At 65.2% G+C, this 22919-nt stretch carries 21 protein-coding genes; 9 read left to right on the top strand and 12 right to left on the bottom strand.

Features of this window, described 5'->3' with window-relative positions:
* The first annotated feature begins 177 nt into the window (after positions 1-177).
* The 4 genes from EPN59_RS04475 (at position 178) to EPN59_RS04460 (ending at position 6133) form a co-directional block, all read left to right on the top strand.
* Positions 178-3186 (top strand): ribonucleoside-diphosphate reductase subunit alpha, encoded by a 3009-nt coding sequence (locus tag EPN59_RS04475; protein WP_293042713.1) that lies wholly within the window; start codon positions 178-180, stop codon positions 3184-3186.
* 569 nt (positions 3187-3755) lie between these two features.
* Positions 3756-4979, top strand: a complete 1224-nt coding sequence (locus tag EPN59_RS04470) for a ribonucleotide-diphosphate reductase subunit beta (protein WP_293045606.1) — start codon at positions 3756-3758, stop codon at positions 4977-4979.
* A gap of 94 nt (positions 4980-5073) precedes the next feature.
* Positions 5074-5391 (top strand): hypothetical protein, encoded by a 318-nt coding sequence (locus EPN59_RS04465; RefSeq protein ID WP_293034751.1) that lies wholly within the window; start codon positions 5074-5076, stop codon positions 5389-5391.
* A 28-nt stretch (positions 5392-5419) separates the two neighbouring features.
* On the top strand, positions 5420-6133 hold the full coding sequence (locus EPN59_RS04460; RefSeq protein WP_293034750.1) for a histone H1-like DNA-binding protein: 714 nt from the start codon (positions 5420-5422) through the stop codon (positions 6131-6133).
* A 259-nt stretch (positions 6134-6392) separates the two neighbouring features.
* Here EPN59_RS04460 and EPN59_RS04455 read toward each other — a convergent pair whose 3' ends face one another.
* The 10 genes from EPN59_RS04455 to EPN59_RS04410 form a co-directional block, all read right to left on the bottom strand.
* On the bottom strand, positions 6393-6869 hold the full coding sequence (locus EPN59_RS04455) for a glycine zipper 2TM domain-containing protein (protein ID WP_293034749.1): 477 nt from the start codon (positions 6867-6869) through the stop codon (positions 6393-6395).
* Positions 6870-6939: 70 nt separating this feature from the next.
* The gene (locus EPN59_RS04450; RefSeq protein WP_293034748.1) at positions 6940-7881 is read right to left on the bottom strand and encodes a carbohydrate kinase family protein; all 942 of its coding nucleotides are present in this window, start codon (positions 7879-7881) and stop codon (positions 6940-6942) included.
* A gap of 90 nt (positions 7882-7971) precedes the next feature.
* Positions 7972-8472: a thiol peroxidase gene (gene tpx, locus EPN59_RS04445; RefSeq protein ID WP_293034747.1), complete on the bottom strand. Its 501-nt coding sequence runs from the start codon at positions 8470-8472 to the stop codon at positions 7972-7974.
* Positions 8473-8578: 106 nt separating this feature from the next.
* Positions 8579-9799, bottom strand: coding sequence for a DUF3426 domain-containing protein (locus EPN59_RS04440; protein ID WP_293034746.1), 1221 nt, complete (start codon positions 9797-9799; stop codon positions 8579-8581).
* Positions 9800-9864: 65 nt separating this feature from the next.
* Positions 9865-10761, bottom strand: coding sequence for a 50S ribosomal protein L11 methyltransferase (prmA, locus tag EPN59_RS04435; protein WP_293034745.1), 897 nt, complete (start codon positions 10759-10761; stop codon positions 9865-9867).
* A gap of 3 nt (positions 10762-10764) precedes the next feature.
* On the bottom strand, positions 10765-12132 hold the full coding sequence (gene accC / locus EPN59_RS04430) for an acetyl-CoA carboxylase biotin carboxylase subunit (RefSeq protein WP_293034744.1): 1368 nt from the start codon (positions 12130-12132) through the stop codon (positions 10765-10767).
* 187 nt (positions 12133-12319) lie between these two features.
* On the bottom strand, positions 12320-12793 hold the full coding sequence (gene accB, locus EPN59_RS04425; RefSeq protein ID WP_293034743.1) for an acetyl-CoA carboxylase biotin carboxyl carrier protein: 474 nt from the start codon (positions 12791-12793) through the stop codon (positions 12320-12322).
* 94 nt (positions 12794-12887) lie between these two features.
* Positions 12888-13340: a type II 3-dehydroquinate dehydratase gene (gene aroQ / locus EPN59_RS04420; protein WP_293034742.1), complete on the bottom strand. Its 453-nt coding sequence runs from the start codon at positions 13338-13340 to the stop codon at positions 12888-12890.
* 194 nt (positions 13341-13534) lie between these two features.
* Entirely contained in the window at positions 13535-14110 is a 576-nt protein-coding gene (locus tag EPN59_RS04415) for a TlpA disulfide reductase family protein (RefSeq protein ID WP_293034741.1), read from the bottom strand.
* 70 nt (positions 14111-14180) lie between these two features.
* On the bottom strand, positions 14181-14825 hold the full coding sequence (locus tag EPN59_RS04410) for a UDP-N-acetylmuramate--alanine ligase (protein ID WP_293034740.1): 645 nt from the start codon (positions 14823-14825) through the stop codon (positions 14181-14183).
* Between the two features lie 185 nt (positions 14826-15010).
* Here EPN59_RS04410 and mpl point away from each other — a divergent pair, with 185 nt between their 5' ends.
* The 5 genes from mpl to mtgA all read left to right on the top strand — a co-directional run bounded on the left by mpl (position 15011) and on the right by mtgA (position 20855).
* Positions 15011-16402, top strand: a complete 1392-nt coding sequence (mpl, locus tag EPN59_RS04405) for a UDP-N-acetylmuramate:L-alanyl-gamma-D-glutamyl-meso-diaminopimelate ligase (protein WP_293034739.1) — start codon at positions 15011-15013, stop codon at positions 16400-16402.
* Complete coding sequence (locus tag EPN59_RS04400; protein WP_293034738.1) at positions 16399-16974, top strand: YqiA/YcfP family alpha/beta fold hydrolase; 576 nt, start codon at positions 16399-16401, stop codon at positions 16972-16974. The genes mpl and EPN59_RS04400 overlap by 4 nt, the downstream gene beginning before the upstream one ends.
* A 123-nt stretch (positions 16975-17097) precedes the next feature.
* Positions 17098-19224 carry an RNB domain-containing ribonuclease gene (locus EPN59_RS04395; RefSeq protein WP_293034737.1) on the top strand — a complete coding sequence of 709 codons (2127 nt, stop codon included), beginning with the start codon at positions 17098-17100 and terminating at the stop codon, positions 19222-19224.
* A complete protein-coding gene (aroE, locus tag EPN59_RS04390; protein WP_293034735.1) occupies positions 19221-20105 on the top strand; it encodes a shikimate dehydrogenase in 885 nt (294 codons plus the stop codon). Before EPN59_RS04395 ends, aroE begins: the two co-directional genes overlap by 4 nt.
* 27 nt (positions 20106-20132) lie before the next feature.
* On the top strand, positions 20133-20855 hold the full coding sequence (gene mtgA, locus EPN59_RS04385; protein ID WP_293034733.1) for a monofunctional biosynthetic peptidoglycan transglycosylase: 723 nt from the start codon (positions 20133-20135) through the stop codon (positions 20853-20855).
* Positions 20856-20923: 68 nt separating this feature from the next.
* Here the strand turns inward: mtgA and queF are convergent, their stop codons facing one another.
* Together queF and EPN59_RS04375 are read right to left on the bottom strand one after the other, a co-directional pair.
* Positions 20924-21748 carry an NADPH-dependent 7-cyano-7-deazaguanine reductase QueF gene (queF, locus tag EPN59_RS04380; protein ID WP_293034731.1) on the bottom strand — a complete coding sequence of 275 codons (825 nt, stop codon included), beginning with the start codon at positions 21746-21748 and terminating at the stop codon, positions 20924-20926.
* Positions 21749-21758: 10 nt separating this feature from the next.
* Entirely contained in the window at positions 21759-22745 is a 987-nt protein-coding gene (locus tag EPN59_RS04375) for a 5'-nucleotidase (RefSeq protein WP_293034753.1), read from the bottom strand.
* Positions 22746-22919: the final 174 nt, after the last annotated feature.

Raw genomic sequence — 22919 nt, 5'->3', positions numbered from 1 at the left:
TGATCGCGGCATGCACGATGAACACTCGTATCGCGTTTGTCCCATCTGCCTTGCCGCATCCGGCAGCCTCGCCAGGCTGGCTTTCTTTCTCCACCCGATCGACCGCGCACGGGGGCGCGGCATCCGATTTAATCCGCGAAAACGCTTCGCACACTTCCAGGACCAGGAGCTTTGCACATGCAAACGACCGATAACGTCTCGAGCCGGGTAGAAGGCGCGCCTGTTGCGCATACGCCGGGTGGCCAGCCGCAAACCGGCCAGGCGGGCACGTCGCAGTTCGAGGACCACAAGGTGATCCGTCGCAACGGCAGCGTGGTGCCGTTCGAGCCGTCGAAGATCGCGATCGCGATGACCAAGGCATTTCTGGCCGTCAACGGCGGACAGGGCGCGGCCTCGGCACGCGTGCGCGAACTCGTCGAGCAACTCACGCAGAACGTCGTGCGCGCGCTCGTGCGCAGCCGTCCGAATGGCGGCACGTTCCATATCGAAGACATCCAGGATCAGGTCGAACTCGCGCTGATGCGCGGCGGCGAGCACAACGTCGCGCGCGCCTACGTGCTGTATCGCGAGAAGCGCAACCAGGAACGCGGCCACGCGCTCGAAACGCAGGCAGCGGCGGCGCCTGGCCTGAACGTCACCGACAACGGCGTGACGCGTCCGCTCGACATGGGCGCGCTGCGCGCGCTGATCGTCTCGGCATGCGAGCACCTCGGCGACGCAGTGAACCCGGATCCGATCGTCGCGGAAACGGTGAAGAACCTCTACGACGGCGTGCCGATGGCACAGGTCTACGACTCGGCCATCCTCGCTGCACGCACGATGATCGAAAAGGACCCGGCGTACAGCCAGGTCACGGCGCGCATTCTGCTGCACACGATCCGTCGCGAAATTCTCGAAGAGGAAGTGACGCAGGCGCAGATGGCCGAGCGCTACGCCGAATACTTTCCGCAGTTCGTGAAGCGCGGCGCGGAAGCGGGCCTGCTCGACGACAAGCTGCTCCAGTTCGACTTGAAGCGCCTCGCATCGGCGCTCGACGCGAACCGCGATCTGCAGTTCGGCTACCTCGGCCTGCAGACGCTCTACGACCGCTACTTCCTGCACGTCGAAGGCACCCGCATCGAGATGCCCCAGGCATTCTTCATGCGCGTCGCGATGGGCCTGTCGCTCAACGAGATCGACCGCGAAGCGCGCGCGATCGAGTTCTACAACATCCTTTCGTCGTTCGACTTCATGTCGTCGACGCCGACGCTGTTCAACTCGGGCACGCACCGCTCGCAGCTCTCGTCGTGCTACCTGACGACCGTCTCCGACGATCTCGACGGCATCTACGAGGCGCTCAAGGACAACGCGCTGCTTTCGAAGTTTGCTGGCGGCCTCGGCAATGACTGGTCGCGCGTGCGCGCGCTCGGCTCGCACATCAAGGGCACCAACGGCAAGTCGCAGGGCGTGGTGCCGTTCCTGAAGGTGGTCAACGACACGGCGGTCGCCGTGAACCAGGGCGGCAAGCGCAAGGGCGCAGTCTGCGCGTACCTGGAGTCGTGGCACCTCGACATCGAAGAGTTCCTCGAGCTGCGCAAGAACACCGGCGACGACCGCCGCCGCACGCACGACATGAACACGGCGAACTGGATTCCCGATCTGTTCATGAAGCGCGTGATGGAAGGCGGCGACTGGACGCTCTTCTCGCCGTCGTCCTGCCCGGACCTGCACGACAAGTTCGGCGAGGACTTCGAGCGGGCTTACGTCGCTTACGAAGAGAAGGCCGCGCGCGGCGAGATCAAGCTGTACAAGAAAATGCCGGCGGCCCAGCTGTGGCGCAAGATGCTCGGCATGCTGTTCGAAACCGGCCATCCGTGGATCACGTTCAAGGACCCGTGCAACGTGCGCTCCCCGCAGCAGCATGTCGGCGTCGTCCACTCGTCGAACCTGTGCACGGAAATCACGCTCAACACCAACGACAACGAGATCGCGGTCTGCAACCTCGGCTCCGTGAACCTCGTCGCGCACATGGTCGAGCAGGCCGACGGCAGCTACGCGCTCGACCAGGACAAGCTCAAGCGCACGATCAGCGTCGCGATGCGCATGCTCGATAACGTTATCGACATCAACTACTACGCGGTGCCGAAGGCGCGCAACTCGAACCTGAAGCACCGTCCGGTCGGCATGGGCATCATGGGCTTCCAGGACTGTCTGCATCTGCTGCGTACGCCGTATGCATCGCAGGCGGCGGTCGAGTTCGCCGATCAGTCGATGGAAGCGGTCTGCTACTACGCCTACTGGGCGTCGAGCGAGCTGGCCGAAGAGCGCGGCCGCTACTCGACGTATCGCGGCTCGCTGTGGGATCGCGGCATCCTTCCGCAGGACACGCTGAAGCTGCTGGCCGACGCGCGCGGCGGTTACGTCGAAGTCGACACGAGCGAGACGATGGACTGGGCGTCGCTGCGCGCGCGCATCGCAACGCACGGCATGCGCAACTCGAACTGCGTGGCAATCGCGCCGACGGCGACGATCTCGAACATCATCGGCGTCGCGGCCTGTATCGAGCCGACGTTCCAGAACCTCTACGTGAAGTCGAACCTCTCGGGCGAGTTCACGGTGGTCAACGATTACCTGGTGCGCGACCTGAAGGCGCGCGGCCTGTGGGACGAGGTGATGGTCGCCGACCTGAAGTACTTCGACGGCACGCTCTCGCGCATCGACCGCGTTCCGGCCGATCTGCGCGCGATCTACGCGACGGCGTTCGAAGTCGATCCGACGTGGCTCGTCGAAGCGGCGTCGCGCCGCCAGAAGTGGATCGACCAGGCGCAGTCGCTGAACATCTACATGGCGGGCGCGTCGGGCAAGAAGCTCGACGAGGTCTACAAGCTCGCATGGGTGCGCGGTCTGAAGACGACGTACTACCTGCGCACGATGGCGGCGACGCACGTCGAGAAGTCGACGGTGGCGCACGGCGCGCTGAACGCGGTGCCGACGGGCGGCAACAGCGGCGATGGCGGCAACGGCGGCGGCACTGGCGGCAGCGGCGCGGCGGGCTCCGGCGGCGCATTCGGCGGCGCGGGTTTTGGCGGGTCAGGTGGTGGTGCCGACTCGACGCTCCTGCAATCGGCAGCGCCCGAGGCCGACGGTCCCGTGTGCATGATGCGTCCGGGCGATCCGGGCTTCGAAGAGTGCGAAGCCTGCCAGTGATGCACGCTGCAGTGCACCGCGTTTGAAGCGGCACAGCAGCCGTACTAGTAAACAGCAGGCAGCAGTTAACAAGAAAAGGCGAGGAAAAGGCGGCGCGTGCGATGCGCGCCGCCAACAGCCAGGTTCGCGGCGCTCGCATCAACCGCGACCGCACATTTCCCGGCACGCACGCCGCGACTCGCGCAAAGATCGGCGAGAGGGCATCAGGAATCCCTGGAGTTTTCGCCGATGCACGCGGGTTGCTTCATGGGTTGCTTCACGACATGCAGCGACATGCAGCGACGAGCATGCGAAGTCCGCCGGTGAAGCAGTGACCGAGGCATGCAGTGCTCTTGCACGTCGTGCGTCGCGCGCTGCGAACACACGCTCTTTCAAGACTCATTCGACACACGCGAAGGCATTCACTCACGCAGTTATCGCAGCGCTTGCGCGAAGCGATCGACACGATGCGATGACAAAGTGTTGTATGCAGGTCGCACCGTGAATCGAAATCAGAACTTTTCGTGTGCGAGCCCTTTTACCGCTCACGAAAAGATGGTACAAACCGATCTAAATTGATGGTGACATTTATGCTCAACTGGGATGACGAGATCACGGCCGTAAATCCGTCGAGCGGTGCGCAGCAAAACACGATGCGTAACGCCGCGGGCCAGGCTGTCCCGGCTGCCGATGTGCAGTTCGGTCTGCGTTCCACTCCTCAGGCAACCACGGCGGAAAATATTTTCTCCAGCGACTTCGCAGTTCCCCCGCCGCCTCCGGCGCCGGTGTCCTCCGAAGCGCGCGTGAATGTCGCCGACAAGCGCATCATCAACGGTCAGACCGACGTGAACCAGTTGGTCCCGTTCAAGTACAAGTGGGCCTGGGAAAAATATCTGGCGGGCTGCGCGAACCACTGGATGCCGCAGGAAATCAACATGTCCCGCGACATCGCGCTCTGGAAGGACCCGAACGGTCTGTCCGACGACGAGCGACGCATCGTCAAGCGCAACCTCGGCTTCTTCGTGACGGCCGACTCCCTCGCCGCGAACAATATCGTACTGGGCACCTACCGCCACATCACGGCGCCCGAATGCCGCCAGTTCCTGCTGCGCCAGGCGTTCGAAGAGGCGATCCACACGCACGCTTACCAGTACATCGTCGAATCGCTCGGTCTGGACGAGGGCGAGATCTTCAACGCGTACCACGAGGTCAAGTCGATCCGCGACAAGGACGAGTTCCTGATCCCGTTCATTCATACGCTCACGGATCCGTCGTTCAGGACCGGCACGCTCGAAGCCGACCAGAAGCTGCTCAAGTCGCTGATCGTGTTCGCCTGCATCATGGAAGGCCTGTTCTTCTATGTCGGCTTTACCCAGATCCTCGCGCTTGGCCGCCAGAACAAGATGACTGGCGCGGCGGAGCAATATCAGTACATCCTGCGTGACGAGTCGATGCACTGCAACTTCGGCATCGACCTCATCAACCAGATCAAGCTCGAGAACCCGCACCTGTGGACCCCCGCGTTCCGTGCAGAGATCGCTGATCTGTTCAAGCAGGCGGTCGACCTCGAATACCGCTACGCGGAAGACACGATGCCGCGTGGCGTGCTCGGTCTGAACGCGGCGATGTTCAAGGGCTACCTGCGCTTCATCAGCAACCGTCGTTGCCAGCAGATCGGTATCGATCCGCTGTTCCCGAACGAGGAAAACCCGTTCCCGTGGATGAGCGAGATGATCGACCTGAAGAAGGAGCGTAACTTCTTCGAAACACGTGTGATCGAATATCAGACAGGCGGTGCACTGTCCTGGGAGTGAGCGGGACGCACAGCGGATCAAGTCTTTGTGGGGATGCCGGCGGCGCTTGCGCAAGCGCCTCTACCGGCTAGATGATTAGGAGCAGGAACGCCTGATGCAAAGCGTGCCCGGAGCCCTGGCGGCTCACCGATATGACTGGCACTTTGCGAACCCTTCAGAGGGATGGGCAAACTTCCCCCCGGAAAAAGGCGCGGGCCGTGTGGCCGGCGTCTTCAACGAACGTTGGCCGGCGTCGGTATCCGATGCCGGATTGACATGGCGCGCGGTGCCAAAGGGCATCGCGCGCCTTACCGCATTCATTAGCGTAAGCGCGCGGGATCAGCGTACGCCGATGAATAGCCCGCTTCGCAGCGTGCGCCTTGAGAAGCGTTCGCGGGAAGCGGGTTTTGACGAAGGGCGATGTTTGAACTGACTCTCATCTGAACCTGAAGGAGAAGAAAATGGTTACTGCCAAGAAGAAACCGGCGGCCAAGAAGGCTGCAGTGAAGAAAGTCGCAGCGAAGAAAGCCGCACCGGCAAAGAAAGTCGCAGCGAAGAAAGTAGCGGTCAAGAAGGTCGCAGCGAAGAAAGTCGCCGTGAAGAAGGTTGCTGCGAAGAAGGCAGCGCCGGCGAAGAAGGCCGCTGTGAAGAAGGTTGCAGCCAAGAAGGTCGTGGCGAAGAAAGTCGCGGCCAAGAAGGTTGCAGCGAAGAAAGTCGCCGTGAAGAAGATCGCAGCGAAGAAGGCTGCACCGGCGAAGAAGGCCGCAGCGAAGAAAGTTGCAGCGAAGAAAGTCGCCGTAAAGAAGGTTGCGGTGAAGAAGGCTGCACCGGCGAAGAAGGCCGCTGCGAAGAAGGCTGCGCCCGCGAAGAAGGCTGCAGCGAAGAAGGCTGCGCCTGCGAAGAAGGCTGCAGCGAAGAAGGCTGCGCCTGCGAAGAAGGCTGCTGCGAAGACGGCTGCGCCTGCGAAGAAGGTCGCACCGGCAAAGAAGGTCGCGCCGGCAAAGAAGGTCGCTGCAAAGAAGGCACCGGCGAAGAAGGCTGCCGCCAGGAAGGCCGCCGCTGCGCCCGCACCCGCTGCCCCTGCTGCTGCGCAATCGCCCGCTCCCGCAGCAACCGTGAAGACCGCCCTGAACCCGGCCGCAGCATGGCCGTTCCCGACCGGCAGCCGTCCGTAATACGCAGTACCAGGCGAGGCGCGCATCGCGCGCTTCGCGCTTCGGGGCGATTCGAGGCCCGATGCAGATCCCGTCGCAGGGCACGCCCGCGACGGGATTTTTTTCGCCCATTATCGGGGCGAACATCGGGGCGAACATCGGCCCGAACGCCCGTGCGCAGGCATGAAAAAAGGCGCATGCACAGGGGAGCACATGCGCCTGAGGTTCCGCGTGTGGCGAGAGGCGCCTTTCGCGGTACAGGGGAAACCGGTGTCGTTGCTTAGTGCGTGACGCGGGTGACGCCGCCGCTCGAGAGCAGCCGTACACGGTCTCCGGCGTTGAAGACTTCGCCCGTGGCGGTCTGCGTGATCGCACGCAGGTCGCCCGTGTCGAGGCGCACGGTGATCTCCAGGCCGTCGTGCATCGCGAGACCGTTTTCCGCTGCGTTGCCGGCCACCGCGCCCGCAATGCCGCCAATGATGCCCGTGACGATCGAGCCGCGCCCGCCGCCGATCGCACTGCCGGCCACGGCGCCGAGCGCACCGCCGCCGATGGCGCCCAGGCCGCTCGGCTGGCCGTCGTTCGAGCTGATCTTCACGACACGCACGCTTTCGACCGTCGCCATGCGAACCGTGGCCTCGCGCTGCGCTTGCGACGCCGTGTAGACGTTGGCGGAACTGCTGTTATACGCACAGCCCGTAACCGCGAGCGAACCTGCGATCAGGACTGCAACAATTGGACGATTCATTAGATTCATTATTCTGATACCCCGTAGGTCTCAACGGCATTCTCGAAGGTGTTCAAAGGCCCCCGCGCGGGGACCGGGTTCAATTCGGCAGTTCGTAACCGAACGCCTGCTTGAACCGTTCATTGATCTGCGCGCGCGTGGGCGCGTAGGTCTGCGGACCAAGATGTTCGATCTTGAGCGCGCCCATCAGGCTGGCGAGCCGTCCGGCGGTTGCCCAGCCGAGACCGTTCTCGATGCCGTAGAGCAGGCCGCCGCGGAACGCGTCGCCGCAACCGGTCGGATCCAGCACGCGGGCAGCCTGGACCGGAGGAATTTCCTCGACGCCGCCGTCGTGGTAGATCTGCGAACCGTGCTCGCCGCGCGTGACGATCAGCGCATCGACCTTGCCGGCGATTTCTTCGAGCGACCAGCCGGTGCGGTGACTGACCAGGTTGGCTTCGTAGTCGTTGACCGCGACGTAGGTCGCGAGTTCAATCGCGTGCCGCAGCGACGGACCGTCGAAGAGCGGCAGACCCTGGCCCGGATCGAAGATGAACGGCACGCCGGCGGCGGCCATCTGCTCGACGTGCTGGACCATGCCGTCGAAGCCGTCCGGCGCGACGATGCCGAGCTTGATGCCGGGCGCTTCATCGGCGCGGTTCAGGTGCGACTGCATCATCGCGCCCGGATGGAATGCGGTGATCTGGTTGTTCTCGAGGTCGGTCGTGATCATGGCCTGCGCCGACCACGTGTCGGGCAGCACGCGCACGTGCGCTTTCGACAGGCCGAGCGTGTCGAGGCGGTCGAGGTAGGGTTGCGCGTCGGCGCCGCCGAGCGTCGCCATGATGCGCGCATCGCCGCCGAGCAGATGCAGCGAGTAGGCGATGTTGCCCGCGCAGCCGCCGAATTCGCGGCGCATCGTCGGCACGAGGAAGCTCACGTTCAGGATGTGCACCTGTTCGGGCAGGATGTGTTCCCGGAAGCGACCTTCGAAGGTCATGATGTTGTCGTAGGCGAGCGAGCCGCAAATCAGCGTAGCCAAGGCTGGAATTCCTGTAGGGCGTGTGGAGAGAGTTGAGAAAGCCGCGCGCCGCCGCCCTGCGTGTGCAGTGCGCGGCGCGCGGCTGCCAGATTACTTCAGTGCGGCGAGCGCAGCATCGTAGTTCGGTTCGTTCTTGATTTCGGCCACGCGTTCGGCGTAGACGACCTTGTCGTTCGCGTCGATGACGACCACCGCGCGCGCGGTCAGGCCGGTGAGCGGGCCGCTCGTCACATCGACGCCGTACGCCTGGGCGAAATCATGGCCGCGGAAGGTCGAGGCCGTGACGACGTTGTCGATGCCTTCGGTCGTGCAAAAGCGCGCAGCCGCGAACGGCAGATCGCCCGAGATCACGACGACGACCGTATTGTCGAGCTTGCCCGCGGCTTCGTTGAACTTGCGCGTCGACGTGGCGCAGACCGGCGTGTCGAGGCTCGGGACGATGTTGAGCACCTTGCGCTTGCCCGCGAAGTCGGCGAGCGAGACGGGCTTCAGGTCCTTGCCGACGAGCGAGAATGCCGGTGCTTTCTGCCCGGCGGTCGGGAACGGACCTGCGACGTCGATCGGGTTACCACCCAGCGTGACTTGACTCATGATGTGCTCTCCGGAAGTTCATGTAGCAACGAAAGAGGCACCCGGCAGCGCCGGGCGCAGGGAGCGCGCGAGCCGCGCGAGAGCGACTGCGCAGAGGGAACGTGCATCAGGGATAGAAGATCTCGATGCGGAAGTTCGATGCGACGACATTGCCGGTATCGAGCCGCACGATGATCGTCTGCGTGGTGCGAGCGGGCAGGCCCGCCTCGATACGCGTGCCGGGCGCGACGTAATCCTGTGGCCACAGCACGCGGCGCACGACCACGTTGTTCTGACGGTCGAGCAGCGTGAGTTCGATGGCCGGAAACGCGAGCGCCACGTCGAAGTGATTGCGCAGCGGCACCTTCAGTTCGAGATGGTGCGGATCGTCGACCTGGCGCAGATCGGACGGCTCGACCTGCAGGCCGTCGATGTCGCGCGGCGGCAGCACGCGGCAGCCGAGTTGCTCGCACGCCTGCACATAGAACCGCTGCGAGGCGGGCCAATAGACCATCACGGTTTCGCGCATCCACCAGGCAGCCTGAGCGGCGAGCAGCGCGAGCAGGACCAGCGCGAGCAGCGCGCCGACGATGCGCCAGCCCGTGCGGCGCGATTCGCGTGCGGGCGCCTCGCGGGTGACGGCGAACGGTGCGGCGCCTTCATCCGGTGAAAGCGCGCTGAAGCCGGGCTTTGCAGATGCGGAAGCGGCTGCTGCTGAGGCGGCAGCGCCGGGCGGGACAGGATCGGGCGCGCCGGTGTGGGCGGACGATGCTTCGTTCGCCGAAAGGGTCGGTTCGGTGAGATCCGGTGTGACCTGCTGCCAGTGCGCGGCGGCCGAATGTGCCGCTGCAGCCGCTCCTGCGGCTGCAGCTGCTTGTGCAGCACCTGTGTCTGCTGGCGGTTCGGGCGGGAAGTGCGGCTCGGCGGGCGCATGCACGATTGTCGGCGTGACGCTCGGCGTCAGTCCGGACGACGGCAGATGCTCGGCGTTGTAGAGGAAGCGGTCGTCGATATGGCTGTCGGCGCGCTGCGCCCACGGATCCCATCCGGGGGTGGCGAAGTCGGGTGCGCCGGGTGTGCCGGTTGGCTGGCTCGCCGCAGGCGAGCCTTCGGGCGGATGCACAGCGGCGGGCGCGGGCTGCGCTGCGGTCAGGCCCGCAACGACGTCGGCGGCAACGGGTACGGCACTGGCGAAATCGCCGCCCACGGGCACGTCGAACAGGCTGCCCGACGCGTCAAACGTTTCCTGACAGTGGCCGCAGCGCACAAGTCCGCGCCGCACGGCAAGCTGCGCGGGCTGGATTCGGAAGACGGTTTCGCAGAATGGGCAGCGCGTTGCCAGAAGCATGTGGGCTGGGGATCCGGGTAGGCCGTACAGTTGGCGATACCCGCCATTCTACTGGCATTCCGCGGTTAGCCGCGCCGCGTGCCTGCGAGGCACACCCAGCCCTCGTGTTCGCGCCAGACCGAGATATCGATCCACGGCTCGTAGACGCGCGCGACTTCCTCCGCCTGGCGCGCGAGGATGCCGGACAGCGCGAGGCGTCCACCCGGCTTCACGCGCGACGAGAGCATCGACGCCATGAGCTTCAGCGGGTTCGAAAGAATGTTCGCGACGACGATGTCGAATTCGCCCGGCGGGCAGTCGTCGGGCAGGCCGTAGGTGACATCGGCGTGATTGCGCGCGCTGTTCTGGCGTGCCGATTCGACGGCCTGCGGATCGATGTCGATGCCGATCACGGGATTGGCGCCGCACTTCTTCGCAAGAATCGCGAGGATGCCCGAGCCGCAGCCGTAATCGAGCAGCGATGCGCCCGGCTTCACGTTCTGTTCGAGCCACTCCATGCACAGACGCGTGGTGGGATGGCTGCCGGTGCCGAATGCAAGACCCGGATCGAGTTCGAGCACGAGCGCGTCGGGATCGGGCGCATCGTGCCATGACGGCACGACCCAGATGCGCTCGCCGATCTGGATCGGCGCGAACTGCGATTGCGTGAGCCGCACCCAGTCCTGCTCTTCGACTTCGCGCAGCGCGAACTTCGGCGTTTCAGCGAGGCCGATTTCGTTCGCGGCGGCCGCGAGCAGCAGCGCAGGATCCTGATCGTCGCCGATCAGCGCGATCACGCGCGAGTGCTGCCACGCCGTGCGCTCGGGCGTGAGGCCCGGCTCGCCGAAGAGCGGCTGTTCGTCGGGCGTGTCGGCGTCGGCGTCTTCCACCGATACCGACAGCGCGCCGAGTTCGATCAGCGCGTCGGAGAGTGCTTCGGCGCGCTTGCGATCCAGCTCGACGATCAGTTCCCGATAGCTCATGAATTACGCTTCTTCCTTCTGAACCTGCTGGCGCGCGGCCAGACGGTTTTCGAGGTAATGGATGCTCGTGCCGCCCTCGACGAACTTCGCGTCGAGCATCAGTTCGCGGTGCAGCGGGATGTTGGTCTGGATGCCTTCGACCACCATTTCCGACAGCGCGATGCGCATGCGCTGGATCGCCTGCTCGCGCGTCGCGCCGTAGGTGATCAGCTTGCCGATCATCGAATCATAGTTCGGCGGCACGAAATAGCCGTTGTAGGCATGCGAGTCGACGCGCACGCCGGGGCCGCCCGGCATGTGCCACGACGTGAGACGTCCCGGCGACGGCGTGAACTTGAACGGATCTTCGGCGTTGATGCGGCACTCGATTGCGTGGCCCTTCAACTGGATGTCGCGCTGGCGGAACGAGAGCTTCTCGCCTGCGGCGATGCGGATCTGTTCCTGCACGATGTCGATGTCGGTGATCAGCTCGGTGACCGGGTGCTCGACCTGCACGCGCGTATTCATCTCGATGAAGTAGAACTCGCCGTTCTCGTACAGGAATTCGAACGTGCCCGCGCCGAGGTAGCCCATTTTCTTGCAGGCGTCGGCGCAGCGGTCGCCGATGCGGTCGAGCAGGCGGCGCGCGATGCCGGGCGCCGGTGCTTCCTCGATCACCTTCTGGTGGCGGCGCTGCATCGAGCAGTCGCGCTCGCCGAGCCACACGGCGTTGCGAAACGAATCCGAGAGCACCTGGATTTCGATGTGGCGCGGATTCTCGAGGTACTTCTCCATGTAGACCTGCGGATTGCCGAACGCACGGCCCGCTTCCTCGCGCGTCATGTTGACCGCGTTCACGAGCGCCGCTTCCGTGTGCACGACGCGCATGCCGCGTCCGCCGCCGCCGCCCGCGGCCTTGATGATGACCGGATAGCCGACCGCGCGCGCAATCTTGACGATCTCCTTCGGATCGTCGGGCAACGCGCCTTCCGAGCCCGGCACGCACGGCACGCCGGTCTTGATCATCGTCTGCTTCGCGGTGACCTTGTCGCCCATCATGCGGATCGTTTCCGGGCGCGGGCCGATGAACGTGAAGCCCGATTGCTCGACGCGCTCGGCGAAGTCCGCGTTCTCGGAGAGGAAGCCGTAGCCGGGGTGGATCGCTTCGGCGTCGGTGACTTCCGCCGCGCTGATGAGCGCCGGCATGTTGAGGTAGCTGAGGTTCGACGGCGCCGGGCCGATGCAGACAGCCTCGTCGGCGAGCTTGACGTACTTGGCTTCCTTGTCGGCTTCCGAGTAGACGACGACCGTCTTGACGCCGAGTTCGCGGCACGCGCGCTGGATGCGGAGCGCGATTTCGCCACGATTGGCAATGAGGATTTTTTCAAACATGTTGGGTATTCGACTCTTCAATGGGCGCCGCAAGGGGTTCTGGCGGGCCGCCTCAGAGGATCGGCCGCGCGTGCCTCGCGAAGCGAGCGCCCAATACGTGGCTCAGGTGGCGCGGGTGGCACGGGGGCGGCACAGGCAACGCATGCACGAGGCACGGGCGGCGCTGCCGCGCGCGCAGCGCATGGCGTTAAGCGACCACGAAGAGCGGCTGGCCGTATTCGACAGCCTGGCCGTTCTCGACGAGGACTTCCTTGATCACGCCAGCCATGTCCGATTCGATTTCGTTGAGCAGCTTCATCGCTTCGATGATGCACAGCGTCTGACCTTCCTTGACCGTGTCGCCGACCTGGACGAACGGATCGGCGCCCGGCGACGGCGCGCGGTAGAAGGTGCCGACCATCGGCGAGGTCACGACGTGGCCCTGCGGCGCAGCCGGCGCGGCGGCGGGAGCGGCTGCGCCTTCCGCGGCCTGGCCCGGCGCGGCGAGCGGCGCTGCGAACTGCCCGGCGACAGGCGCCGCGTACTGGGCTGCCGGCTGGACGTACACCGGCGGCGCATTTTTGACGATACGCACCTTGCCTTCGCCCTCGGTGACTTCGAGTTCCGAAATGCCCGATTCGGAGACGAGGTCGATCAGAGTCTTCAGCTTACGTAGATCCATGGTGCAGCCCCTTTGAATACGTGTGTGCCGGACGCGCGCGCCGGCACGGGATTAGTGTTGTCTGTCAGAGTGCGTCGGTTATCCGACCCGCGAATCAGGCGCCCTTGGCGGCGGCAAGCCGGTCAAGCGCGAATTCGAGCGCGTACAGGTAACCCTTCCAGCCGAGGCCGCAGATAACGCCTTCGGCCAGGTCGGAGAAATACGAGTGATGCCGGAAGGCTTCGCGGCGATGCACGTTCGACAGGTGAATCTCGACGAACGGTATGCCGACGCCAGCCAGCGCGTCCCGGATCGCTACGCTCGTGTGCGTGTCCGCAGCCGGGTTGATCAGAATGAAATCGGTTTGTTCGGCGCGCGCGGCCTGAATCCGGTCGACGAGCGCCCCTTCGTGATTGCTCTGGAAAGTCGCGAGCTCGACGCCCGCATCCGCGGCTTGTTTGGCGAGTGCCTGATCGATCTGCGGGAGCGTCACGCGCCCGTACACCTCAGGTTCCCGGGTGCCGAGAAGGTTGAGGTTGGGGCCGTGCAGAACCAGCAGTCTCGTCATGGTCGCTTCGTTTTCTGTGGAATTGCGCGAACTTTAGCGCTGATTAGAGAAATTTGTCTAGTTTTCCGAGCGGCTGATATGGCCCCGGGATTGGCCGGCGTCCGACAGCGGCTCTGATCTCCCGCCAAAAGGCATAAAAGACGCGGCAAAAAGTGCCGTACGGTGCCTAATGCCCGGTCAATTGTTCTGACGCGTCAAAGTGCATCGAGCGTGTGACGAAGTTCGTCTGGTTTGATTTGGCCTAATTTTGTCGCGCGTACGGTGCCGTTCGCGTCGATTACGACCGTGTAAGGCAAGCCGCCGACTGAGTTGCCGAACGCGCGTGCGACATCGGCGCCGCCGAATCCGGCCACGTAGACGGGGTAGTCGACCTTCACTTTTTGAAGGAAAGCTTTGACGTTGGTGCTGGAGTCGACGCCGAGGCCGACGAACTGAATGCCCTTCTTCGCGTATTCGCGCTGCATGGCGGACAGCTCCGGCATCTCCGCGACGCACGGTCCGCACCACGAAGCCCAGAAGTTCACGACGATCGGCCGGCCCTTGTAGGCTGCGAGCGACTGGGGCTGGCCGTCGGGCGTGGTGACCGCTGCACTCCACAGCTTGCCGAGCGCCTCCTGCGGGTTCGCCGTCGCCGCCGCATCGGCCGTGGCCGCGCCTGCGTTCGCGCTTCCATCCGAACCGCCGCCGCGTGTCCAGTACCCGGCCAGAATGCCGCCGCCGACAGCCACTGCAACGACTGCGAGTGTGACCAGAATCCGCTTTGAGTTCATCGGTGTGCCTGAAATCCGTAGATCGTGCTGTTAAATGTCGACAATGAAGTTATCGATGAGGCCGACGAGGTCATTGGGCCGGGGTTGTCGCGCCGCTCTCGTCGATCAGCGCCTGGAGCGCCTGGGCGTTCGCGCGCGGCAGACGGCCGCGCGGGTCGGCACGTACGGCGCCGCGCAGATCGTCGGTGTCATAGAGAGCAACATGGATGCCCACAGGTTCCTCATCGCGCGATGCCCGGTACATAAAGCTCAGCGTCTCCACGTAGCCGCGGGCGGCAAAATGGCGCGTCTCGGACACGTCGTATGGCACATTTGCGTTCAGGAGCCAGATGGCGACGTCTTTCGGGTTGTCGCAGAAGATCTGCAGATGGATGTCGGAATGCGCGCCCGCCGTGCCGTTGAGCACGGCGCCCGTGACGAACGGGTTGAACTCGCCGAGCCGGCGCATCCAGTCGAGCGCGATTTCGCGCAGGCGCCGCAGCACCAACGGCTGGCTTTCGCCCTGGAAGAGCGCCTGATATTCGCGGATCTCGTCTTCGATCTGGTCGTTGTCGGGCAGCCAGGCGCTTTCGATGCGTGTATCCCCGGCGACCTGCCGCGCCGCCTTGCGTTTGGCGCTTGCGTAGTCGAGCCCGTCCTCGGCGATCATCCGTGCTGCCGCGATGGCGATTTCCTCGCGCACGCGTTGCGGATCGAAATGTGATCTGCGAACCATCCAGCCATCATACTAGAGAATGCTGCGTGGACCTTGCGCTGTCAGGGAAAGCGGCGCAGTACGCCTCGCGCGCTCGGGTACAATAGCGTCCTTCGTTGTGGCGGTGCCGGGCGAGCCGCGCCGCCGTCTTCGCGTTCCCCATCCAGATAACCCGTTTCCCGACGCCCGCGCGGCGCGACAGGCTTATGCACATCCATATCCTCGGCATCTGCGGCACGTTCATGGGCGGTCTCGCGGTGCTCGCGCGCAGCGCCGGCCACACCGTGACCGGCTGCGACGCGGGGGTTTATCCGCCGATGAGCACCCAGCTCGAGGCGCAGGGCATTCGCCTCATCGAGGGCTACGACGCCAGCCAGATCGATCTGAACCCCGATCTCTACGTGATCGGCAACGTCGTGTCGCGCGGCAATCCGCTCATGGAGGAGATCCTCGACCGCGGGCTGCCGTACACGTCGGGGCCGCAGTGGCTCGGCGACCACGTGCTGCGCGACAAGTGGGTGCTCGCGGTCGCGGGCACGCACGGCAAGACCACGACGACGTCGATGCTCGCGTGGCTGCTCGAAGACGCGGGCCTGAACCCCGGCTTTCTGATCGGCGGGGTGCCGCTGAACTTCGGCGTCTCGGCGCGGCTCACCGATTCGAGCTTCTTCGTGATCGAAGCCGACGAATACGACACCGCGTTTTTCGACAAGCGCTCGAAGTTCGTCCATTACCGCCCGCGCACGGCGGTGCTGAACAATCTCGAATACGATCACGCCGACATTTTTCCCGATCTCGCCGCCATCGAGACGCAGTTCCATCATCTCGTCCGCACGATTCCCGGCATCGGCCGCATCGTCACGAACGGCCGCTCGGATGCGCTTGAGCGCGTGCTCACGCGCGGCGTGTGGAGCGAGGTGGAGCGTTTCGGCGTCGATGGCGGCTGGCAGGCGCTGCCCGCCGAAGACGGCGTTCCCGTCGACGAACGCTTCGCCGTCTATCACCACAGCGAGCGCGCGGGCGTGGTCGGCTGGCAGATCCAGGGCGACCACAACCGCCTGAACGCGCTCGCGGCGATTGCGGCTGCGCGCAGCGTCGGCGTGCCGCCCGCGCAAGCGGCCCAGTCGCTCGCGACGTTCCGCAACGTGAAGCGCCGCATGGAAGTGCGCGGCAGCGTCGATGGCGTGACGATCTACGACGACTTCGCGCACCATCCGACTGCGATCGAGACGACCCTCGCCGGGTTGCGAACCCGCGTGGGACGCGACAACACGCGCATTCTCGCCGTGCTCGAACCGCGCTCGAACACGATGAAGCTCGGCGTGATGAAGGCGCAACTGCCCGCGAGCCTCGCCGACGCCGACCTCGTGTTCGGCTACGGCGCGCCAGCGGGCAAGGACGCGCTCGGCTGGGATCTCGCCGGTGCGCTCGCGCCGCTCGGCGGCAAGGCGCGGGCATTCCACGACCTCGACGCGCTCGTGAAGGCCGTGGTTGCCGCCGCGCGCCCGGGCGACCAGGTGCTCGTCATGAGCAACGGCGGCTTCGGCGGCGTGCATCAGAAGCTGCTCGATGCGCTTTCGGCACGGAGCGCCGCGTGATCGTCTATCTGCATGGCTTTCGTTCGTCGCCGAATTCGTTCAAGGCGAAGCTTCTCGCGGCGCGCCTCGCTGCACTGGGCCGCGCCGACGAATGGTTCTGCCCGATGCTGCCGGTGTCGCCCGCCGAGGCCGTCGCGCTCGCCGGGCGTGAAATCAGTGCGCGCCTGAAGCCGGGCGAGCGCGTGACGCTGATCGGCAGCTCGCTCGGCGGCTATTTCTCGACCTGGCTCGCCGAGCAGCACGGCTGGCGTGCCGCGCTCCTGAACCCGGCGGTGGTGCCCGACCGCGATCTGTCGAAGTATCTCGGCGAGCAGCCGCTCTGGCACGGCGGCGGCAGTATCGTCGTCGAGCCGCGCCATCTGGACGAATTGCGCGCGCTGGCCATCGCGTCGGTGACGCAGCCCGCGCGCTACTATCTGATCGCCGCAACCGGCGACGAAGTGCTCGACTATCGTGAAATGCTCGCCCACTATCCGGGCGTGTCCACGAAGCTGATCGAGGGCAGCGACCACGGCATCAGCGACTTCGCCGACTATGTCGACGACGTGATCGCCTGGTGCGACGCGCCCTGACGCATCTCCCTGTGAAGGCTTCGCGCCGCGCGCGAACGCCTATATGTATACGGCAATACGGCACCGCCCCGGCGTACGACGTACGGCGTGGGCGGTCCATGCAAGTCTGAACGAGAGTATTGAGTGAACGTTTTCTTTGAGGAATCGGGCAGTTTCAAGGCCGGCAGCGTGCTGTCGCGCCAGGGTGATGCATTTCAGGTCGAGTTGCCGGGCGGACGCCGCGCGAAGGTGCGTGCGAAGGACGTGCTGATCGAATTCGAAAAGCCCGCCGCCGGCGAGTTGATGGAGCAGGCGGACGCCGCCGCGCAGGAGATCGACCTCGACTTCCTGTGGGAATGCGCGCCCGCAGACGAGTTCGCCTTTACGGCGCTCGCCGCCGAATACTTCGGCGAAAACCAGAGCGCGGTCGAGCGCGCCGCGCTCGTGCTGTGTCTGCACGGCTCGCCGGTTTATTTCCGCCGCAAGGGCCGCGGCCAGTACCTGCGCGCGCCCGAAGAGCAGCTGAAGATGGCGCTCGCGTCGCTTGAGCGCAAGCGTCAGCAGGCGCTCGTGCAGGCGGGCTACGAAGAGGAACTGAAGGCGGGCAAGCTGCCCGAGGCGCTCAAGGACAAGGCGCTCGGCCTGCTCACGAAGCCGGACAAGAACACCATCGAATACAAGGCGCTCGAAGCGGCGGCGGCTGCGCGCGGGATTTCGATGCCGCGCCTGATGCTCGAATGCGGCGGCATCGCGTCGCCGCGCGCGCTGCACGAGGCGCGCTTCCTCGCGGAATTCTTCCCGCACGGCACGGGCTTCCCGGCCGTCGCCGTGGGCGCGCTGCCCGACGATCTGCCCGAAGCGCACGTCGAGGCGTTTTCCATCGACGACGTGACGACGACCGAAATCGACGACGCGTTCTCGATCGAGCATCTCGCCGATGGCCGCGTGCGCATCGGCATTCACATCGCGGCGCCTGCGCTCGGCATCCAGCGCGGCGACATGGCGGACACGATCGCGCGCACGCGCCTGTCGACCGTCTACATGCCCGGCGACAAGATCACGATGCTGCCCGACGATTTCGTCGATGCGTTCACGCTCAAGGAAGGCGGCGTGCGTCCGGCGCTGTCGCTCTACTGCATCGTGAATCGCGAGACGCAGGACATTGTCGCGACCGAGACGCGCGCCGAGCGCGTGTTCGTGAAGAACAACCTGCGCCACAACACGCTCGACGAACTCGTCACCGAAGAGACGCTCGCGGCCGGCAGCGGCGAGTATCCGCACAAGGACGACATCGCCGTGCTGTGGCCGTTCGCCCAGGCGCTCTTCGAAAAGCGCCAGCAGGCGCGCGCTGGCTACGGCCTGCGCCGCGAAGTGCAGCGCAATACCGACTTCAACTTCTACGTGGACGGCGAGCACGTCACGATCACGCCGCGCCGCCGCGGCTCGCCGCTCGATCTGATCGTCGCGGAACTCGCTATCCTCGCGAATTCGACGTGGGGTGCGTTCCTGCACGATCACGGCGTGCCGGGCATCTATCGCTCGCAGCGCGCGTTCGGCGCGCCGAGCGGCCCGAAGCGCACGCGCATGCAGACGAGCGCGGCGCCGCACGAAGGGCTCGGCGTCGCGCAGTACACGTGGAGCACGTCGCCGCTGCGCCGCTACGTCGACCTCGTGAACCAGTGGCAGTTGCTCGCGTGCGTCGAGCACGGCGTCACCGCGAAGCTCGCTGCGCCGTTCAAGCCTAAGGACGCCGATCTTTTCGCGGTCGTGCAGGGCTTCGACGAGACGTATACGGCCTATGCCGATTATCAGCGCCGCATGGAGTATTTCTGGTGCCTGCGCTGGCTCCAGCAGGAAGACCGCCGCGAATTCGCCGCGACCGTGGTGAAGGACGACCTCGTGCGCTTCGAGGAAGTGCCGCTGATCATGCACGTGCCCGCGCTCGGCGTGCATGCGCGCGGCACGCGCGTGCTGCTCGAAGTGATGTCGATCGACGAGCTGACCATCGAGGCGTCGGTGCGCATGCTGCGCGTGCTCGACGCGCCGGTCGTCACGAGCGGCGCCGAAGCGCAAGAGGAAGAGGGCGAGGACGAAGAGCTGATCGAAGCCGCCGATGCATCGGCGCAAAGCGAAGCCGAAGCGCTGGCCGAGTCGGATGTGTCTGAAGGTGCCGACGAAGCCGCAAACGAAGCCGCTGAAGCCGAAGCTCCGGTCGAGCCGAACGGGCAACAGGCGCAGCAGGCACAACACGCAGCGGAGACCCGCGAATGAGCACAGGCGGCGTACAGGCGGACGCAGGGGGCGGCACACAGGTTGATCGCTATGCCGTGATCGGCAATCCGGTCGCGCACAGCAAGTCGCCCGCCATCCACGCGCAGTTCGCCGCACAGACCGGCGAGCGCATCGAATACGGACGCCTGCTCGCGCCGCTCGACGGTTTCGTCGCGGAAGTCAACGCATTCAAGGCCGCGGGCGGCCGCGGCCTGAACGTGACCGTCCCGTTCAAGCTCGAAGCGCACGCGCTCGCGCACCGGCTCTCGCCGCGCGCGGCGGCGGCGGGCGCGGTCAACACGCTGCGCTTCGACGCCGACGGCATCTACGGCGACAACACCGACGGTTTCGGCCTCGTGCGCGACATCGAAGCGAATCTCGGCGTGGCGATCAAGGGCGCGCGCGTGCTGCTGCTCGGCGCGGGCGGCGCGGCGCGCGGCGTCGTGCTGCCGATGCTCGAACGCGGCCCGCGCGAGATCACCATCGTCAATCGCACGGCTGCGAAGGCGCACGAATTGATCGGCCAGTTCGGCGCGGCGGCCGCCGAGGCTGGCTGCCTCATCAACGGCGGCGGTCCGCGTGCGCTCGATCCGGCGCCCTACGACGTGATCGTCAACGCGACGGCGAGCAGTCTCGACGCCGCGCTGCCCGAATGCGACGAGCGTGCGTTCGGCGCAGGGTCGCTCGCCTACGACATGATGTACGGCGCGCAGCCGACCGTGTTCATGCGCCACGCGCAGGCGCTCGGCGCGCGCGCGGCGGACGGACTCGGCATGCTCGTGGAGCAGGCCGCCGAATCGTTCTACGTCTGGCGCGGCGTGCGTCCCGACGGCGCGCCGGTGCTGGCCGCGTTGCGCGCGCAGCTGGCAGCGCAGGCTTAACGCCACCGCACGCGCAACGGGGACGCGATGCCGAAGCGCAAAGCCGCGAAGCGACCGGGCGTCGTGCGCTGGATGGCGTATGCCGCCGCGGTGTTCGTCATCGCGTGGATTGCGCTGCAGGCGTTCTACTTCGCGCAGATCGCGGCCTGGAATGTCATCGATCCTCGATCGACGGCGTTCATGCGCACCGATGCGGCGCGCCTTGGCGCCGACCGTCCCGATCTCTCGATCCAGCATCGGTGGGTGCCGTACGGCGAGATTTCGCGCAACCTCAAGCGCGCGATCATCGCGTCCGAAGACGCCGACTTCGTCAATAACAGCGGCTACGAAACCGACGCGATCCTGGAGGCGTGGGAAAAGAACAAGCGGCGCGGACACATCGTCAGCGGCGGCTCGACGATCACGCAGCAACTCGCGCGCAACCTGTTCCTGTCGCGCGAGAAAAGCTATATCCGCAAGGGCCAGGAATTCATCATTACGTGGATGCTCGAAACGCTGCTCGACAAGGAGCGCATCTTCGAGATCTATCTGAATTCGGTGGAGTGGGGCAACGGCGTGTATGGCGCTCAGGCGGCGGCGCGTTATTACTTCCGCACGACGGCGGCGAAGCTCACGCCCTGGCAGTCGGCGCGGCTTGCCGTGATGCTGCCGCGCCCCAGGTACTTCGACGCGCATCGCAACGCGCCCTGGCTCGCGCAACGCGCTGCGGTGATTGCGCGGCGCATGGGCGCCGCCGAGCTGCCGCACTGATTGCATGCAGAAAGCGCCCCGAAGGGCGCTTTCTGTATTTCCCGCTTATTTTTTCCGCTTATTTCACGCTACTGCCGCGCGAGCCGCGCGTTGTCCGGCATCGGCATGTTGAAGTTGGTGCGGAACGGATTGATGTCGAGCCCGCCGCGGCGCGTGTAGCGCGCGTAGATCGCGAGCCGGTCCGGTTTGCAGGTGCGCAGGATGTCCACGAACATGCGCTCGACGCATTGCTCGTGAAAGCCCGTGTGATTGCGGTACGAAATGATGTAGCGCAGGAGCCCGGCCTGCTCGATCTGCGGCCCGACGTAGTGGATCTGGACGCTGCCCCAGTCGGGCTGGCCGGTCACGGGGCAGTTCGACTTCAACAGATTCGAGATCAGCGTCTCTTCGACCGGCGCTTCGTTGAACGCGGCGGTGAGCAGCGACGGCTCCGGCTGATAGACCTCGGCTTCGAGATCGAGACGGTCGAGCGAGAGGCCTTCGAATTCCTCGAACTGAATCTTGTGAAAGCCGCCTGGCTGGTCGAGCCGCACCGAAGCCGGTGCGCCGCAGGCTGCCGAAATATCGCGCTTGAGCAAATCGCGCACGGCCTCGGCGGAATCGAGCTTCGTCTGCGCGAACGAACCCAGATAGAGCTTGAACGACTTCGATTCGACGATATTCGGCGAATCGGCGGGGATGAAGAACGTCGCGATTGCGATCTGCGGCTTGCCGCGCGCGTTCAGCCACGAAAGCTCGTAGGCGTTCCAGATATCGGTGCCGAAGAAGGGCAGTTGCTCACCGATGCCGATCGCTTCGCGTGCAAGCGCGCGCGAAATCGGGAACAGCAGTGAGGCGTCGTACTGTTCGGTGTAGGCGGCGGGCTTGCCGAGCGGAGATTGGTCTGGAGTCATGATGCGCTGGTTACAGTTGCTGCGGGGTTGCTACCGGATTTACTACCGGGTTTGCCATATTGGCCACGCCGCTCGCCACGTGCCCGGTCGCGGTAACCGAGTTGGCCGATTCGCAGTGGCGGATCTGGTCGTCGAAGAAAAAATCGGGCTCGAACTCGCGCAGGAACGGGCCTTTGTCGAGTCCGCCGAGGAACATCGCTTCGTCGATTTCGATGTTCCATGCCATCAACGTGCGGATGGCGCGCTCGTGCGCGGGCGCCGAACGCGCGGTGACGAGCGCCGTGCGGATGCGCATCTGCGTGTCTGCACCATCACCATTCGCACTATTCGCGCCCGCAAGCTTTTGCAGGCCGTGCAGCGCTTCGAGCAGCGGCTTGAGCGGGCCTTGCGCAAGCGGCAGTTCGCGGTTGTCGCGCTCGTGGCTCACGAAGGCGCCCAGGCCCTCGCGCTGGAAGATCTGCTCGGCTTCGTCGGAAAAAAGCACGGCATCTCCGTCGAATGCGATGCGAATTTCGTTCGCGTCGCCACGCGCCATTGTCGCCGAATCCGCGGAATCCGTATCGACGCGCGGAAACACGCGCGCGGCAGGAAACCCGGCGGCGAGCGCGTCGCGCACGTCATCCTGGTTCGCGGAAAGAAATAGCGACGCATTGAGCGGCTTCAGGTACGCCCAGGGTGCGCGTCCGCGCGTGAACACGCCGCGCTGGATTTCGAGTGCGTGCTCGCGGCACGAACTGAACGCGCGCAAACCGCTGATCGGATCGCTGCGCGAGAGGATCACCACTTCGACGCGATGCGCGCCGTCGTTGAGCGCAAGCAGCTTGCGGATCGGCGCGAACGCGACGCCGGGCTGCGCGGGCACGTTCAGCCGCGCGCGCTGTAACGCCTCGTAGGCCGCGAGGTCGCCCGCCTCGAAGATGCGGTTTTCCTCCTCGAAATCGAAGAGGGCGCGCGACGAGACGGCGACGACAAGTTTGTCGGAGAGCGAAACGCCCACGTTGGCGGCCCCTTGCACGATTGCGATGATTACGACGATTTCGACGATTACGCGAGAAACAGCCGGTAAGCCGGATTCTGCGTCTCTTCCCAGTGCGGATAGCCGAGCGTCGCGAGAAAGCGCCGGAATTCGGCGTCGTCGGCGCCAGGCACCTGAATGCCCACGAGGATCGAA

The sequence above is a fragment of the Paraburkholderia sp. genome, assembly GCF_004298475.1.
Classification (GTDB): domain Bacteria; phylum Pseudomonadota; class Gammaproteobacteria; order Burkholderiales; family Burkholderiaceae; genus Paraburkholderia; species Paraburkholderia denitrificans.
Note: the sequence above shows the minus strand (reverse complement) of the source record. Positions and strands in the feature narration are given on the sequence as shown.

Excerpts from the sequence above, each read along its gene's own strand:
- EPN59_RS04475 (WP_293042713.1), top strand. The coding sequence starts at position 178 with ATGCAAACGACCGATAACGTCTCGAGCCGGGTAGAAGGCGCGCCTGTT.
- EPN59_RS04470 (WP_293045606.1), top strand. The coding sequence starts at position 3,756 with ATGCTCAACTGGGATGACGAGATCACGGCCGTAAATCCGTCGAGCGGT.
- EPN59_RS04465 (WP_293034751.1), top strand. The coding sequence starts at position 5,074 with ATGCAAAGCGTGCCCGGAGCCCTGGCGGCTCACCGATATGACTGGCAC.
- EPN59_RS04460 (WP_293034750.1), top strand. The coding sequence starts at position 5,420 with ATGGTTACTGCCAAGAAGAAACCGGCGGCCAAGAAGGCTGCAGTGAAG.
- EPN59_RS04455 (WP_293034749.1), bottom strand. The coding sequence starts at position 6,869 with ATGAATCTAATGAATCGTCCAATTGTTGCAGTCCTGATCGCAGGTTCG.
- tpx (WP_293034747.1), bottom strand. The coding sequence starts at position 8,472 with ATGAGTCAAGTCACGCTGGGTGGTAACCCGATCGACGTCGCAGGTCCG.
- EPN59_RS04440 (WP_293034746.1), bottom strand. The coding sequence starts at position 9,799 with ATGCTTCTGGCAACGCGCTGCCCATTCTGCGAAACCGTCTTCCGAATC.
- prmA (WP_293034745.1), bottom strand. The coding sequence starts at position 10,761 with ATGAGCTATCGGGAACTGATCGTCGAGCTGGATCGCAAGCGCGCCGAA.
- accC (WP_293034744.1), bottom strand. The coding sequence starts at position 12,132 with ATGTTTGAAAAAATCCTCATTGCCAATCGTGGCGAAATCGCGCTCCGC.
- accB (WP_293034743.1), bottom strand. The coding sequence starts at position 12,793 with ATGGATCTACGTAAGCTGAAGACTCTGATCGACCTCGTCTCCGAATCG.
- aroQ (WP_293034742.1), bottom strand. The coding sequence starts at position 13,340 with ATGACGAGACTGCTGGTTCTGCACGGCCCCAACCTCAACCTTCTCGGC.
- EPN59_RS04415 (WP_293034741.1), bottom strand. The coding sequence starts at position 14,110 with ATGAACTCAAAGCGGATTCTGGTCACACTCGCAGTCGTTGCAGTGGCT.
- EPN59_RS04410 (WP_293034740.1), bottom strand. The coding sequence starts at position 14,825 with ATGGTTCGCAGATCACATTTCGATCCGCAACGCGTGCGCGAGGAAATC.
- mpl (WP_293034739.1), top strand. The coding sequence starts at position 15,011 with ATGCACATCCATATCCTCGGCATCTGCGGCACGTTCATGGGCGGTCTC.
- aroE (WP_293034735.1), top strand. The coding sequence starts at position 19,221 with ATGAGCACAGGCGGCGTACAGGCGGACGCAGGGGGCGGCACACAGGTT.
- mtgA (WP_293034733.1), top strand. The coding sequence starts at position 20,133 with ATGCCGAAGCGCAAAGCCGCGAAGCGACCGGGCGTCGTGCGCTGGATG.
- queF (WP_293034731.1), bottom strand. The coding sequence starts at position 21,748 with ATGACTCCAGACCAATCTCCGCTCGGCAAGCCCGCCGCCTACACCGAA.